This window comes from Pseudomonas sp. HP_12 (assembly GCF_055283955.1).
This window is the reverse complement of sequence record NZ_JBTOQG010000006.1, coordinates 15310-29412: the sequence shown is the minus strand read 5'-3', so window position 1 is coordinate 29412 and position 14103 is coordinate 15310. Positions and strand designations below refer to the sequence as shown.

10 protein-coding genes are annotated in these 14103 nt (G+C 63.7%); 7 read left to right on the top strand and 3 right to left on the bottom strand.

Annotation, left to right across the window (positions count from 1 at the left end):
* Positions 1 to 16: 16 nt before the first annotated feature.
* Genes ACYASU_RS06285 through ACYASU_RS06275 form a run of 3 tightly spaced genes read left to right on the top strand, consistent with a single transcriptional unit; the run spans position 17 to position 2866 of the window.
* Positions 17 to 865 carry a transketolase gene (locus tag ACYASU_RS06285; protein WP_463582295.1) on the top strand — a complete coding sequence of 283 codons (849 nt, stop codon included), beginning with the start codon at positions 17 to 19 and terminating at the stop codon, positions 863 to 865.
* Positions 862 to 1869, top strand: a complete 1008-nt coding sequence (locus ACYASU_RS06280) for a transketolase family protein (protein ID WP_463582294.1) — start codon at positions 862 to 864, stop codon at positions 1867 to 1869. Before ACYASU_RS06285 ends, ACYASU_RS06280 begins: the two co-directional genes overlap by 4 nt.
* A 52-nt stretch (positions 1870 to 1921) precedes the next feature.
* Positions 1922 to 2866 (top strand): alpha/beta hydrolase, encoded by a 945-nt coding sequence (locus ACYASU_RS06275; RefSeq protein ID WP_463582293.1) that lies wholly within the window; start codon positions 1922 to 1924, stop codon positions 2864 to 2866.
* 10 nt (positions 2867 to 2876) lie between these two features.
* On the opposite strand, the gene ACYASU_RS06270 is transcribed toward ACYASU_RS06275, so the two are convergent.
* Positions 2877 to 5762: a sensor domain-containing phosphodiesterase gene (locus ACYASU_RS06270; RefSeq protein WP_463582292.1), complete on the bottom strand. Its 2886-nt coding sequence runs from the start codon at positions 5760 to 5762 to the stop codon at positions 2877 to 2879.
* 309 nt (positions 5763 to 6071) lie between these two features.
* On the opposite strand from ACYASU_RS06270, the gene ACYASU_RS06265 reads away from it, so the two are divergent.
* The 4 genes from ACYASU_RS06265 (at position 6072) to ACYASU_RS06250 (ending at position 11426) form a co-directional block, all read left to right on the top strand.
* On the top strand, positions 6072 to 7136 hold the full coding sequence (locus tag ACYASU_RS06265) for an NAD(P)-dependent alcohol dehydrogenase (RefSeq protein WP_463582291.1): 1065 nt from the start codon (positions 6072 to 6074) through the stop codon (positions 7134 to 7136).
* Between the two features lie 389 nt (positions 7137 to 7525).
* Complete coding sequence (locus tag ACYASU_RS06260; protein ID WP_463582290.1) at positions 7526 to 8197, top strand: (2Fe-2S)-binding protein; 672 nt, start codon at positions 7526 to 7528, stop codon at positions 8195 to 8197.
* Positions 8197 to 9180: an FAD binding domain-containing protein gene (locus ACYASU_RS06255; protein WP_463582289.1), complete on the top strand. Its 984-nt coding sequence runs from the start codon at positions 8197 to 8199 to the stop codon at positions 9178 to 9180. The genes ACYASU_RS06260 and ACYASU_RS06255 overlap by 1 nt, the downstream gene beginning before the upstream one ends.
* A gap of 14 nt (positions 9181 to 9194) precedes the next feature.
* Positions 9195 to 11426, top strand: coding sequence for a xanthine dehydrogenase family protein molybdopterin-binding subunit (locus tag ACYASU_RS06250; protein ID WP_463582288.1), 2232 nt, complete (start codon positions 9195 to 9197; stop codon positions 11424 to 11426).
* 145 nt (positions 11427 to 11571) lie between these two features.
* Here the strand turns inward: ACYASU_RS06250 and xylB are convergent, their stop codons facing one another.
* Complete coding sequence (xylB, locus tag ACYASU_RS06245; RefSeq protein ID WP_463582287.1) at positions 11572 to 13056, bottom strand: xylulokinase; 1485 nt, start codon at positions 13054 to 13056, stop codon at positions 11572 to 11574.
* 27 nt (positions 13057 to 13083) lie between these two features.
* Positions 13084 to 14082, bottom strand: a complete 999-nt coding sequence (locus tag ACYASU_RS06240; protein WP_463582286.1) for a LacI family DNA-binding transcriptional regulator — start codon at positions 14080 to 14082, stop codon at positions 13084 to 13086.
* Positions 14083 to 14103 lie beyond the last annotated feature (21 nt).

Here is a 14103-nt window from a genome sequence, read left to right as displayed (position 1 = left end):
AAGAGAAGCCACTCACATGAACATCAGTCCATCACATCAATCGGCGCTGTCGCTGGCCCAGCGCGCCTTCAATATCAGACGCCACGCCCTGCGCATGGGCCAGGTTCAGGGCCAGGGTTATGTCGGGCAGGCATTGGGCGCGGCCGATCTGCTCGCCGTGTCTTACTTCCACGCCTTGCGCTACCAGCCCCGGGACCCGGAATGGGAAGGCCGCGACCGCTTTTACCTGTCCATCGGTCACTACGCCATCGCGCTGTACGCCGCGTTGATCGAGGCCGAGATCATCCCCGTGGACGAGCTGGAAACCTACGGCGCCGACGATAGCCGCCTGCCCATGTCGGGAATGGCGGCGTACACGCCGGGCATGGAAATCACCGGAGGCTCGCTGGGCCACGGATTGGGCATCGCCGTCGGCGCGTGTCTGGGGCTCAAGCGCAAGCAGGCCGCCTCCTTCGTCTACAACCTGCTTTCCGACGGCGAACTGAACGAAGGCTCGACCTGGGAAGCGGCGATGTCCGCATCGCACTGGAAGCTGGACAACCTCATCGCGATCATCGACGTCAACAATCAGCAAGCCGACGGCCATTCCAGCGAGGTGCTGGCGTTCGAACCTATCGTTGACCGCTGGCAGGCCTTCGGCTGGTTCACCCAGCGCGTGGACGGCAATGACATCGAGGCATTGGTCACCGCCTTCGATGCCGCACGCAACCATGTCGGCGCGCAACCGCGGGTAATCATCTGCGACACCAAAATGGGCAAAGGCGTGGAGTTTCTGGAGACGCGCGAGAAAACCCACTTCATTCGCGTCGATGAAAATGAGTGGGACCTGGCACTGGAAAACCTGCAAATCGGGAGAACGGCATGAGCGCACTGACCCACAACGAGCCCGGCAAGAAGCGCCTGACCACGTCGGCGATGATTGCCTCGATCGCCTCAGAAGGCCAGGCCACGCGCCCGGCACCCTTCGGCCATGCATTGGCCGCCCTGGCAGAGCAGCGCACGGACATCGTCGGGCTCTCCGCCGACCTGTCGAAATACACCGATCTGCACATTTTCGCCAAGGCCCACCCGCAGCGCTTTTACCAGATGGGCATGGCCGAGCAGTTGCTGATGAGTGCCGCAGCCGGCATGGCCCGCGAAGGCTTCGTGCCCTTCGCCACTACGTACGCGGTATTCGCGTCGAGGCGGGCCTACGACTTCATCTGCATGGCCATCGCCGAAGAAAACCTCAACGTCAAAATCGTCTGCGGATTGCCCGGCCTCACCACTGGGTACGGCCCGAGCCATCAGGCAACCGACGATCTGGCAATCTTCCGGGCCATGCCCAATCTGATGATCGTCGACCCCTGCGACGCGCTGGAAATCGAACAAGCGGTGCCAGCCATCGCAGCGCATCAGGGCCCGGTGTACATGCGCCTGTTGCGCGGCAACGTTCCGCTGGTGCTCGACGAATACGGCTACACCTTCGAGATCGGCAAGGCCAAGACCCTGCGCACCGGCAACGATGTGCTGATCATCTCCACGGGGCTGATGACCATGCGCGCGCTGGAAGCGGCGAAGGCGTTGCAGGCCGATGGCATCGACGTAGCAGTGCTGCACGTGCCGACCATCAAGCCGCTGGACGAGCAGACCCTTCTCGCCGAAGCGCGAAAACCCGGACGGTTGGTGGTGACGGCGGAAAACCATTCGATCATCGGCGGGCTGGGTGAAGCGGTGGCGACGGTGCTGTTGCGTAACGGAGTCACCCCGACGTTCCGGCAGATCGCCCTGCCCGACGCCTTCCTCGACGCCGGCGCCCTGCCGACGCTGCATGACCGCTATGGAATTTCCACCCCGGCGGTGTGCTCGCGTATCAAGGCGTGGCTGTAAGCGCGGAACAACGGGGGCTTTCCAGTCCCCCGTCTTCGCTCAGGAGGTTTGTGTGGACCCCGATAAGTTGCTGGATCCCGAGTACCGTTTCTTCCGCGACGAGGTGTCCAGCGAATGGAGCCGGGACAACCTCGCCGCCATTCGCACACGCATCCACGCTGCGTTCAAACCCGCGGACCTCGCTCGCGGCGAACAGCACTGGGTCCGTGAACCTGCAAACGGCAACGACCTGCGGCTGTGCCTTTACCGCCCTGACCACAGCGCTGACGCCCATGACCTCCCTGCGATTCTGTACGTGCACGGCGGGGGATTCGTGTTGGGGTGCCCGGAAATGGCCGACGACTACCTGGCGGATCTGGCCAGTGAGTCAGGCGCGCTGATCGTCGCCGTCGATTACCGGCTCGCCCCCGAGCATCCCTTTCCTGCCCCGCTGGAAGACTGCTATCGCAGCCTCCAGTGGCTGCTCCACCAGCAGGCTGCGCTGGGCGTGAATCCCAAACGCATCGTGATCATGGGCCACAGCGCGGGCGGCGGACTGGCAGCGGCGCTGACCCTGCTCGCCCGTGACCGTGGTGACATTTCCATCGCCGGCTCGGTGCTCATGTATCCGATGCTCGACCACCGCACTGGCACCCCTGGGGCTCCCGTGCAAAACCCTGGCGCGGGCAGGTTCAGCTGGTCCCGGGAGGCCAATCAATTCTGCTGGCAGTGCTACCGGGGCGAGTACCTCTGCGACGATGACCGCGCGCTGCTGTTTTCCCCCTCGCTGGCTGATGACCTGAGTCACCTGCCGCCGAGCTTTATCGCCGTCGGTGCGCTGGACCTGTTCCTGGATGAGGACATGGCGTGGGCCGGCAAGCTCTCTCGCAGCGGAGTTCCAGTCGAGCTGCACGTTTACCCCGGCGTGCCACACATGTTCGACTTCCACCCCGGCGCCCTGACGGAGCAGTGCAAAAGGGATGTCGTGAGCGCACTGAGGAAAATGCTGAGACGTTAATTCGCGCCGTTTACCGCAACGCGCTCAAATCCAGCCTGTCCTGGGGCACCGGCATCGAGAAGTAGTAACCCTGAGCCTGACCCGCGCCCATGTCCCGCAGAAGGTCCAGGGTCGCGGCGTCTTCCACGCCCTCCGCCACCACCGTCAGCCCCAGGGATTCGGCCATGCGCACGATAGCGCGAACGATGGCCCGGCTGCGGGAGCTGGTGGTCAGTTCCAGGGTGAAGGACTTGTCGATTTTCAGCCCGCTGAAGTGGTACTGGTGCACGTAACTGAGGGACGAGAACCCGGCGCCGAAGTCATCGAGCACCACCGAGACGCCGTTGTCCGCCAAGTGCTTCATGGCTTGACGCGCCAGTTCAGGCTCGGCCACCAGCGCGCCTTCGGTGAGTTCCAGGCAGATGCGCGACGGCGCCACCCCGTGCTGGCTCAGCAAACCGAGGACTTCGCTGGAAAACTCCGGGCGGGTGATGCTGTAGCTGGAACAGTTGACGTGCACCGTCGGCCAATGGGCATGGTCGGGATGGGCAAGAATCGCCACCACCTGCTGCAGCATGTAGAGGTCCAGACGGCCGATCAGGCGCAGACCTTCCAGCGCCGGCAGAAACTGACCCGGCGCTACGATACGGCCATCGGCCTGACGCCAGCGGATCAGCGCTTCGAGGGCCAGTATCCGGCCGCTGGCCACATCGATGATCGGCTGGAAATACGGCAGCAGTTCGTCGGTGCGCTTGAGGGCGTTGCGCAGCGCGGTCTCCTGCTCCATCTGGTCGGACACCTCGCGGCGCACTTCCTGGTTGAACACCGCGTAGCTGTCGCGCCCGGCATTCTTGACCCGGTACATGGCCGTGTCGGCGTCCCGCAACAGGTCCGCCGGCTCGCTGTGAAACTGCAGGTCGGCGCCGACCACGCCGATGCTGCAGGATGAAAACACCGCGTGGCCGTCGATGTAGAACGGCACATCGAAGGCGAGGAGGATGCGCTCGGCAATCGCCACGGTGACGTCAGGCGGCGCGGCGTAAGCCAGCACCGCGAATTCATCGCCGCCCAGCCGGGCGAGCAAGTCGCTGTCTCGCATGCAGTGGCGCAAGCGGTCGGCGGCCTGGATCAGCAGCAGATCGCCCGAGTGATGGCCGAGGCTGTCATTGACCATCTTGAAGCGGTCGAGGTCGATGAACATCACCGCCAGTTCCTCGCCCTTCTGGGAGAATTTCTCCCACGCGTCTCTCAGGCGCTGCTGCAAATGGCTGCGGTTGGGCAGTCCGGTCAGCGCGTCGTGGGCGTTTTCGTGTTGCAGCTTGGCGTTGGCGTAGTCCAGCTCCCGGGTGCGGTCCTGAACCCGCGCTTCCAGGCGCAGGTTGGCGGTGTGAATGGCCTCGGCGGCGCTACGCCGGGACAGTGCCGTGTCGATGTGGCGGGAGACGAAGGTCAGCAGCTCCTGATCGCGCAACGAGTAGCTGACATGGGAGGTGTAGCTCTGCACTGCCAGCACGCCCCGAACCACGTCGCCGTCGAACAGCGGAATGCCCAGCCATGAACTGGAACGGTTGACCTCGTTCTGCAGGGTGATCTCGCCGATGCTTTCCAGCCAGCGGGCCTCCGCGCCGTCGATCAGGCACGGCCGGCGCTGGCGGATGACGTATTCAGTAAAGCCACGCTCGCCACGGCGCGGGTCGGGGCGGCGGGTCAGGCGTTCGTCCACGTAGTACGGGAAGGTCACCTCGCCGGTGGCGTCGTCGAACAGCGCGATATAGAAGTTCAGGGCAAACAGCAGTTCGCCGACGATGCCGTGCAGGCTTTTGAACAGGTCGGTCATGTCGCCGGGTTGACTGGACAGCTCAGTGATCTGGAACAGCGCGCTCTGCAAGTGCTCGGCGCGTTCACGATCGGCCACCTCGTTGCGCAGGGCGTCATTGAGGCGGGACAGCTCAAGGGTGCGGCGGGCGACGGTTTCTTCCAGTTGCGCGCGGTGCAGAATGCGGTCCAGGGCCATGGCCACGTGGCGGGCCACCACCAGAAACAGCTCCTGATCCTCGACGCTGTAGACCCGGGCGACGTCATAGACCTGCATCGCCAGCATGCCGAACACGTCGTCGGAGGCGTTTTTCAGCGGCGCGCCCATCCAGAATTCCGGGCGATGGCCCACGCAATGAAACCGATCCAGCGCCCGCGCCCGCTCGATGGCGGCGGCATCGACGAACAGCGCCTGCTCGGTGGTCAGCACATAACCGGTCATGGACAGCCGCTCGGGATCGAGAAACTCGTAGGTTTCCGCCTCGAGAGCGTCGAGGTCGGTGATGTCGATGTAATAGGGGTAAGTGATTTTGCCGCTGTGGCTTTCGTAGAGCGCCAGGTAGAAGTTTTCCGCGTCGATCAGGGTCGAGAGCTGCTTGTGCACGCCTTGCAGAAACGCCGAACGGTCACGGGTCGAGCTGGCCAGGTAGGTGATTTCATAGAGCACCCGCTGGGTGGCCTGGGCCCGGGCCAGCGCATCGGTCTGCAGGCGCAGGCCCAGACGCCCGGCCAGCTCGGCGAAAAACGGATCGTCGGAGTGCGCGTCCGGCATCAACAGCCAGCCCAGCGCGGACTCGCCATGGCCGGTCACCCAACGCTGCAAATGGTGCTTGCGGCAGTAGCCGTCGAATTCTTCACGGGGTATCAACGTCGGCCAGTCCGTGGCGGAACTGCCCTGCCCCAACAGGTGCATTTGCTGGCCGGCACGGTAAGCGGCCCAGCTCAACTCCGGTGCAGCCTCGCGTGCGGCGCGCAGCAAGGCGTCCAGCGAACTCTCCTCGGTCAATCCCCCCACGGCCGACAGGCCGTTATCGCCGGGTGCGGAGATCCGCTCGTCGGCAATCGGCGTGTACCCGGAGAGGGTGGAAAGTGGGGAATTCATAGGCGCTCCATTGCCAGCGTCGGACTGAGCTATCTTCATGGGGTGTGACAGAAGGTTGCAAGCGGCTTATTCGGATTTGCGGTCTATTCGCGACGAAAAAACTGTATTCCACGACATTTATTGAAATCACACGCTGCACAGCCCTATAGCGGCCCGCAAACGGAAAGATTTAACCCGGCACTCTATTCACACGGCTCGTCAAACAGCCCGGCAGTGACGGTTTCATGTTTCGGCATTGACCTTTGCGCGCCCTCGCCTGTCACTGATTGCTGTTACCCGTCTTTTTGCCCCACTGGAGATGATCACCCCATGATCAAGACTTACAGCTACGCCGCGCAAAAACCCACTGACAAGCTGGCTCCGTTGCAGATCGAACGCCGCGAGCCGGGCGCCGATGACGTGCAGATCGACATCCTGTTCTGCGGCGTCTGCCACTCGGACCTGCACACCGCGCGCAACGAGTGGAACAACACGCTGTATCCGTCGGTGCCAGGCCACGAGATCGTCGGCAAGGTCACCGCAGTCGGCGCCAACGTCACCCACTTCAAGGTCGGCGATCTCGCTGGCGTCGGCTGCATGGTCGACAGCTGCCAGCACTGCGCGTCCTGCGCGGAAGGCGAAGAGCAATACTGCGAAAACGGCTTCACCGGCACTTACAATGGCCCGGTATTTGGCGGCGAGAACACCTTCGGTGGCTACTCCGACAAGATCGTGGTGAAAGAGAAGTTCGTCCTGAAGATTTCCCACAGCGACAACCTCGCCGCTGTTGCGCCGTTGCTCTGCGCCGGGATCACCACCTACTCGCCGCTGCACCACTGGAACGTCGGCCCGGGCAAGAAGGTGGGCGTTGTCGGGCTGGGCGGTCTCGGTCACATGGCGGTGAAGATCGCCCACGCCATGGGCGCCCACGTGGTGCTGTTCACCACCTCGCCGAACAAGCGCGAAGACGGCCTGCGCCTGGGCGCCGATGAAGTGATCGTGTCGAAAAACGCCGATGAAATGGCGACCCAGACCAATCAGCTCGACTTCATCCTCAACACCGTGGCGGCACCGCACAACCTTGACCCGTTCCTGAACCTGCTCAAGCGCGACGGCACCATGACCCTGGTCGGCGCGCCGGATCAGCCGCACCCGTCGCCAGGCGTGTTCAACCTGATCTTCAAGCGCCGCAGCATTGCCGGCTCGCTGATCGGCGGCATTCAGGAAACCCAGCAAATGCTGGATTTCTGTGCGAAGCACGGCATCGTCTCCGACATCGAGATGATCCACATGAAGGACATCAACGAAGCCTATGAGCGCATGATCAAGGGCGACGTGAAATACCGCTTTGTCATCGACATGGCGACCCTGAAAGAAGAAGCGTCGGCCGCCTGACGCTCAATGTCCCCGGGCCGGATGCCGCGGCCTGGGCACTTGTAACATCCTGAGATTTTTCCGCTCGAGAAATATCCGCAACCATCCCCCGGTGCTTCGGTCACAACCCTTGAGCCATGGCCAGCACCGCCTGCTTTCCTGATCCCGACAAGGCGCCAGCCCTCGCTGCTGACACAAGCGCAACGGATTAGAGAGCACGACTCACAAGTGCATGCACGGATTCAACCGAATGCAGTGCCTGCGCATTGGTTATCGTTGAAGACTGCCGTCTTTTGAAGCCTGCCATTGGCCCCAGCCATACCGCATGCCGTTCCACCTGCCGTCCCTGCCCGCGCGTCCGCCCACCGTCGGCCGCCAGGTCTGACCCAACGCTGACGAGGAACCCGCTCATGACCGATCAGCCTGATCGCCCCAACAAAGAAGAACTGTCTTGTGACCTCAAGGCCTTTACCGTCCCGTCCCGCCGCAACTTCCTGAAGTCCATCGGCGTGTCCAGCCTCGCTGCCGCCACGGCGCCGATCTGGACCCAGGCGCTGGAAGCCCAGGCCGCCGTCGCCGATGACATCGACCCGCCCGCTCCCGACGAACGCCGCATGACCCTCAAGGTCAACGGTCAGGCCCACACGCTGAACCTGCCGGCCAACGCGGCGCTGCTTGATGTGCTGCGTGATCGCCTGCAACTCACTGGCACCAAGAAAGGCTGCGACCACGGCCAGTGCGGCGCTTGCACCGTCCACGTCAACGGCGTGGCGATCAACTCATGCCTGTCCCTCGCGGCAATGCACGAAGGCGATGACATCACCACCATTGAAGGCCTGGCGCAGAACGGCAAGCTGCACCCGGTGCAGGAAGCCTTCTGGGAACACGATGCCTACCAGTGCGGCTATTGCACCTCGGGGCAGATCATGAGCGCGGCGGCGTTGTTGAAAGACAAAAACATCGGCACCGACGATCACAGCGTGCGCGAAGCCATGAGCGGCAACATCTGCCGTTGCGGCGCCTACAAGAACATCCTCGCGGCGATCCAGTCGGCGCGCATCAAAGTCCAGGAGGTGAGCTGATGAGAGCCTTTGATTACGTGCGCGCCAACAGCGTCGAACAGGCGGTGGCCAACCACGCGAAAAGCCCGACCACGTTCTTCCTCGCCGGCGGCACGACATTGCTGGACTTGGTCAAGCTGGACATCATGCCGGCGGATCAGGTGATCGACGTCAACCACCTATCGCTCAAAGAGATCGAGGTGCAGAAGGACGGCAGCGTGCGAATCGGTGCGCTGGTCAGCAATACCGAACTGGCCCATCACCCGCACATCGTCGAGCACTATGCCGTGCTGTCCCAGGCGTTGCTGTCCGGCGCCACCACTCAACTGCGCAACAAGGCCACGACCGCCGGCAACGTGATGCAACGGGTGCGCTGCAACTATTTCCGCGACGGTTATTCACCGTGCAACAAGCGCGAGCCGGGCTCGGGCTGTGCGGCCATCGACGGCCACAATCGCAGTGTTCACGCGGTGCTCGGCACCAGCGACCAGTGCATCGCGACCCATCCTTCGGACATGTGCGTGGCGATGGTCGCCATTGGCGCGACCGTCGAGGTGCAAGGGCCGAAGGGCAAGCGCAGCGTGGACTTCGCTGACTTCCACCTGCTGCCCGGTGCGACGCCGTGGAAAGAACACGCGCTGCTGGACGATGAGTTGATCACCCACGTGGTGCTCGCCGCGCCGCTGGCCGGCAACAAGTCTGCGTACCTGAAGCTGCGAGATCGCGCCTCGTACCAGTTCGCCCTGGCGTCCAGCGCGGTGATCGTCGTCATGGATGGCAACACTGTGCGTGACGCGCGGGTGGCGCTGGGCGGTGTCGGCACCAAACCCTGGCGCTCGCTTGAAGCCGAGCAGGCGCTCAAAGGTCAAACGTTGACGCCGCAGACCCTCGACAAAGTCGCCGCCATCGCCCTCAAGGGCGCCAAAGCCTATCGCCACAACGCCTACAAGATCGCATTGGGGCAGCAGGCCATCGTGCGCAACCTCGCCACCTTGAACGCCTGACCGGAGGATTCACCATGACTGATGCAATGATTGGCTCGGCACCCCGCCGCATTGATGGCCAGCGTAAGGTCACCGGCAGCGCGATGTACGCGTCCGACCATCACCTGAAAAATATGGCTTACGGCTACGGCGTGTTCAGCACCGTCGCCAGCGGCAAGATCACCGAACTGAAGCTGGACGACGCGCGCAAGTCCCCCGGCGTGCTGGAAATTCTGCACCACGGCAACTTCCCCTCGCTCTACCACAACTCGACGCTGCCGATGTCCTTCGCGCAGATCCTCAAGGCGGCCAAATCCGACGAAAGCCGCCTGCCGTTCGAAGACGACACCGTGCATTACGCCGGTCAGTTCGTCGCCCTGGTGGTGGCCGATACCTTCGAGCACGCGCGGGCCGCGGCCTACAAGATCAAGGTCAGCTACAGCAAGACCGACGCAGTGGCCAATCTCGAACAGGGCCTGAAAGCCGGCGCCTTGCAGGACGGCAGCCCGAACCACACCCGGGGTGATGCCGCCGCCGCGTTCGACAGCGCGGCCCACAGCATCGACGCCACCTACTCGACGCCGGTCGAAACCCATAACCCGATGGAAATGCACGCCACCGTCGCCAGTTGGGAAGACGGGCGCCTGATCGTTTACGAAGCCACCCAGGGCGTGGTCGCTCACCGCAATTCCCTGGCGAAAATCTTCGGCCTGATCCCGGAGAAGGTCGAAGTGCGGGCGCCGTTCATTGGCTCCGGCTTCGGCAGCAAGCTGTGGATCTGGCCCCATTCAGTCGCCGCCTGCGGCGCGGCCAAGGTGCTCAATCGGCCGGTGCAACTGGTCGTGCCGCGTCAGCAGATGTTCACCACCACCGGCCACCGCCCGGAAACCCGTCAGCGCCTGCGCCTGGCGACCGACGACAAAGGCAAGCTGGTGTCGGTGCGCCACGAATCCATCAACACCACGTCGTTCACCGACCCGTACAAGGAAAACTGCGGCACTTCGACCAAGAGCCTTTATAGCTGCGCCAATGTGCTGGTCACCCACAAGATCATCGAGGTCAATCGCGGCACGCCGACCTCCATGCGCGCGCCGGGTGCAGCGCCGGGGCTGTTCGCGCTGGAATCGGCCATGGACGAGATGGCCGATAAAGTGGGCATGGACCCGCTTGAGTTCCGCAAGCTCAACGTTTCCGAGCGCGACGAAAGCCAGAACCTGCCGTGGTCCAGCAACCACCTGCAGGAATGCATCGACAAGGCCGCCGAGCGCTTCGGCTGGAGCAAGCGCAACCCGACGCCGGGGTCGATGAAGGACGGCACCGAGATCATCGGTTATGGCATGGCCGCCTGTAACTGGGACGCCTATCGCACTCCCGCAGAGGCGCAAGTCGCGCTGCGCGCCAACGGCACGGCCTGGGCCATTTGCGGGGTGCAGGACATCGGCACCGGCACCTACACCATCGTTGCTCAAGTGGTCAGCAGCATCACCGGCATTCCGCTGGACAAGATCGAAGTGGAGCTGGGCAATTCATCATTCCCACCGGCGCCGGTGTCGGGCGGATCATGGGCAACGGCGAGCGTGCTGCCAGCCATCGCCGAAGCCACCCGCCAGGCCGTCGAACAGCTGAAGGCGTTCGCGACCGCACCCAAGGGCGTGTTTGCCGGGGCCAAGGCCGAGCAAGTGAGCTTCGAGCAGGGTCAGTTGAGAAGCGGCGACAAGACCTTTGCCATTGCCGATGTGCTCAAGGCGCAGAAGCAGGGCAGCGCCTTCGGTGAAGCGAAAACCGGCATGAACGACACCAGCAAGCACTCGTTCCGCTCCTTCGGCGTGCATTTTGTCGAAGTGCGCTGGGACCCGGGCATCTCGCGGCCGCGGGTGTCGCGAGTGGTCAGTGCCATCGACGTGGGCAAGGTGATCAACCAGAAAACCGCGCTCAATCAGGTCGAAGGCGCGATCGTGATGGGCGTCGGCATGGCGCTGTTTGAAGCGACGGACTTCGACGAGCGCAACGGCATGCCGGTGAACAACAACTACGCCGAATACGTAGTGCCGGTGCACGCTGACCAGCCGGAGATCGACGTGATCCTGCTGGACTACCCGGACTTCGAGCTCAACGAATTCGGCGCACGCGGGATCGGCGAGATCGGGATTACCGGGCTGGCCGCAGCGGTGGCGAATGCTGTCTCACATGCCACGGGTAAGCGGATTCGCGACCTGCCGATCACGCTGGACAAGCTGATGGAGTTGCCGCCGACGATGAGGGTCTGAGCCGGAAATTCCAGCGGGCTGAGCGCCCTCTTCCCGGATAAAGCCGGTCCTACTCACCGCGTGCAGTCAGTAGGACCGGCTTTAGCCGGGAAGCCTTTGATTTTGATTGATCGTTCCCACGCTCTGCGTGGGAACGACCATGTTGTCAGGCGCGCAATCCTTGCGCTGCACCCAGCAGCCCTTTGAATTTCCCGTAACGCGCGCTCAGTACATCCTGCACCGCCGGCATCGGCTGGTACCGCGCCTTCACCGCCATCCCCTGCCCCAGCAACTCAGCCTCCTCCCCGATCGACAGAACCCCCAGCTTCGCCGCGCCAATGCACGCGCTCAGCTCGCTGCCGTGCAAGGTGTACACCTCGCGATCAAGAATGTTGGCCAGCAACTGCGCCCAGTATTCGCTGCGTGCCCCGCCGCCCACCAGCGCGCAGGCGTTGACCGTGGCCCCTGCGGACAACGTGGCGTTCATCGCGTCCAGCAGCCCGAAACCGACGCCTTCAAGCACCGCGTAACCCAACATCGCCGGCGTGCTGTCGTGCCCCAGGTTCATGAATCCGCCGCGCAACAGCGGGTCGTTGTGGGGCGTGCGCTCGCCCGCCAGATACGGCAGAAACAGCGGACTGGACACCGCCACCGGCTGATCGACCGGCCATTGCGCGTGAACCAGATCGAGCAAGGCCTGCTCACTGGGCTGACCCAACAATCGGGTGACCCAGCGCAGACAGCTCGCCCCCGCCAGCATCGCGCCCATGGTGTACCAGCGCTGCGGCAACGCGTGGCAAAAACTGTGCACGGCGCTGGCCGGATTGCCCGCCGGATGATCGGTGATCGCCACGATGGCCGCGCTGGTGCCGAGGGTGACAAAGGCATCGCCGGCGTTGATCGCGCCGATGCCCACCGCCGACACCGGGTTGTCGCCGCCCCCCGCCGCCACTGGCAGACCCGACGGCAAACCGAGCGCATCCGCCGCCTCGGCACTCAGCCCGGCAGACAGTTGATCGGCTTCCAGCAACCGAGGCATGTGCTCGACCGTCAGCCCGGTGGCGTGGAGCATCGGCGCGTACCACTCGCGCTTTGCCACATCCAGCCACAAGGTGCCAGCGGCGTCGGACATGTCACTGACCTGCTCGCCGGTCAGCAGCAAACGCAGGTAATCCTTCGGCGACAGCACGCTGGCAATGCGCGCGAACAGATGCGGTTCGTGCTGCTGCATCCACAACAGCTTCGGCGCAGTAAGCCCGGCCATGGCCAGGCTGCCGGTGACCTCGGCGTAATCCGGGAAATCTTCGTTCAACTGCGACGCCTGAAGCACCGCGCGGGAGTCGTCCCAGAGAATCGCCGGATACAGCACTTGCTCCGCCGCATCCAACATAACCGCGCCGTGCATCTGCCCCGACAGGCCGATGCAGCCGACCCGTGCCCACGCCTGGGGATTGCTTGTCCGCAACTGCTTCAGCGCTCCACGACACGCCTGCCACCAGTCGGCCGGATTCTGCTCCGACCAGCCCGACTGCCGGCGGCTGACTTCCACCCGGGCACCGGCCTGGGCCAGCACTTCGCCCTCGGCGCTCAGCAAAATGGCCTTCAGCTCGGACGTGCCGAGGTCGATGCCCAGGGAAACAAGCTGCTTCATGAAGGTGTCATTCCTGTCAGCGGACGCCTAAAGGCATCCGCACGAATTGCGAATGCGTAACGTCGGCGCCAGTCGCTCCGACAGTCGTTTGCCCTCGGGTTTATCGATGCGCTGCAACAGCAACTGCACCGCCCGCGCGCCCAGGGCCTGCACCGGCTGAGCAATCACGCTCAAGCGCGGCAGGAAAAAATCCGCCCAGTCGAAATCATCGAAACCCACCAGCGCCATCTGCTGCGGCACCTCAATGCTGGCGTCGCGCAGCGCGTGCATGGCGCCGATGGTCATCAGGTTATTCGCTGCCAGGATCGCCGTGGGCGGCGGGTTCAGGCGCAACAGGGCTGACGTGGCGACCCGTGCCGATTCGCTGTTCGACTCGCCGTCGATCAGCAACTGCGGATCCCACGGCAGATCAGCCTCGACGAGCGCCTGCCGATAACCCTCAATGCGCTCCTCCGTCGTGCTCAGGCCGCGATGCCCGGCAATCATGCCGATGCGCCGATGACCGTGGCCGATGAGATGAGCGACCAGTTCGCAGGTGGACTGGCGATTCTCGACGCCGACCTGATCGAAACCCTCCACCGCCATCCGGTCCACCAACACGCTGGGAATGGCGTTGCTGCGCAAGTAGGCCAACGCTGCCTGCTGCGGATCGCTGGACGGCGCAAGCAGAATGCCGTCGACGCGGCGATGGTGCAGCGCCTGCACCACGCGCAGTTCCTGAGCGGGATCGTCGTGGGTGTCGACGAACAACATCATGATGCCGTGGCGCGCGCATTCAGTTTCGATGGCGTGCACGGTCTCGCTGAAATAGTGGTTCGACAGCGCCGAAATCGCCACGCCAATGGTGTTGGTGCGCGAACGGGCCAGCGAGCGCGCCAGGGTATTGGGGATGTAGCCCAAGTCCTGAACCGCCCGCTGCACCGCTTCCACCGTCTTGGCGCTGACCTTGCGCGTGCCGTTGAGCACGTGGGAAACGGTCGACGTCGATACCCGCGCCCGCTTCGCCACGTCTTCCATTTTGATCACTGCGCCGACTCCTTCAGCCCT

Bases quoted from the DNA above. Each gene is read 5' to 3' on its own strand.
- ACYASU_RS06285 (WP_463582295.1), top strand. From the start codon at position 17: ATGAACATCAGTCCATCACATCAATCGGCGCTGTCGCTGGCCCAGCGC.
- ACYASU_RS06280 (WP_463582294.1), top strand. From the start codon at position 862: ATGAGCGCACTGACCCACAACGAGCCCGGCAAGAAGCGCCTGACCACG.
- ACYASU_RS06270 (WP_463582292.1), bottom strand. From the start codon at position 5,762: ATGAATTCCCCACTTTCCACCCTCTCCGGGTACACGCCGATTGCCGAC.
- ACYASU_RS06265 (WP_463582291.1), top strand. From the start codon at position 6,072: ATGATCAAGACTTACAGCTACGCCGCGCAAAAACCCACTGACAAGCTG.
- ACYASU_RS06260 (WP_463582290.1), top strand. From the start codon at position 7,526: ATGACCGATCAGCCTGATCGCCCCAACAAAGAAGAACTGTCTTGTGAC.
- ACYASU_RS06255 (WP_463582289.1), top strand. From the start codon at position 8,197: ATGAGAGCCTTTGATTACGTGCGCGCCAACAGCGTCGAACAGGCGGTG.
- ACYASU_RS06250 (WP_463582288.1), top strand. From the start codon at position 9,195: ATGACTGATGCAATGATTGGCTCGGCACCCCGCCGCATTGATGGCCAG.
- xylB (WP_463582287.1), bottom strand. From the start codon at position 13,056: ATGAAGCAGCTTGTTTCCCTGGGCATCGACCTCGGCACGTCCGAGCTG.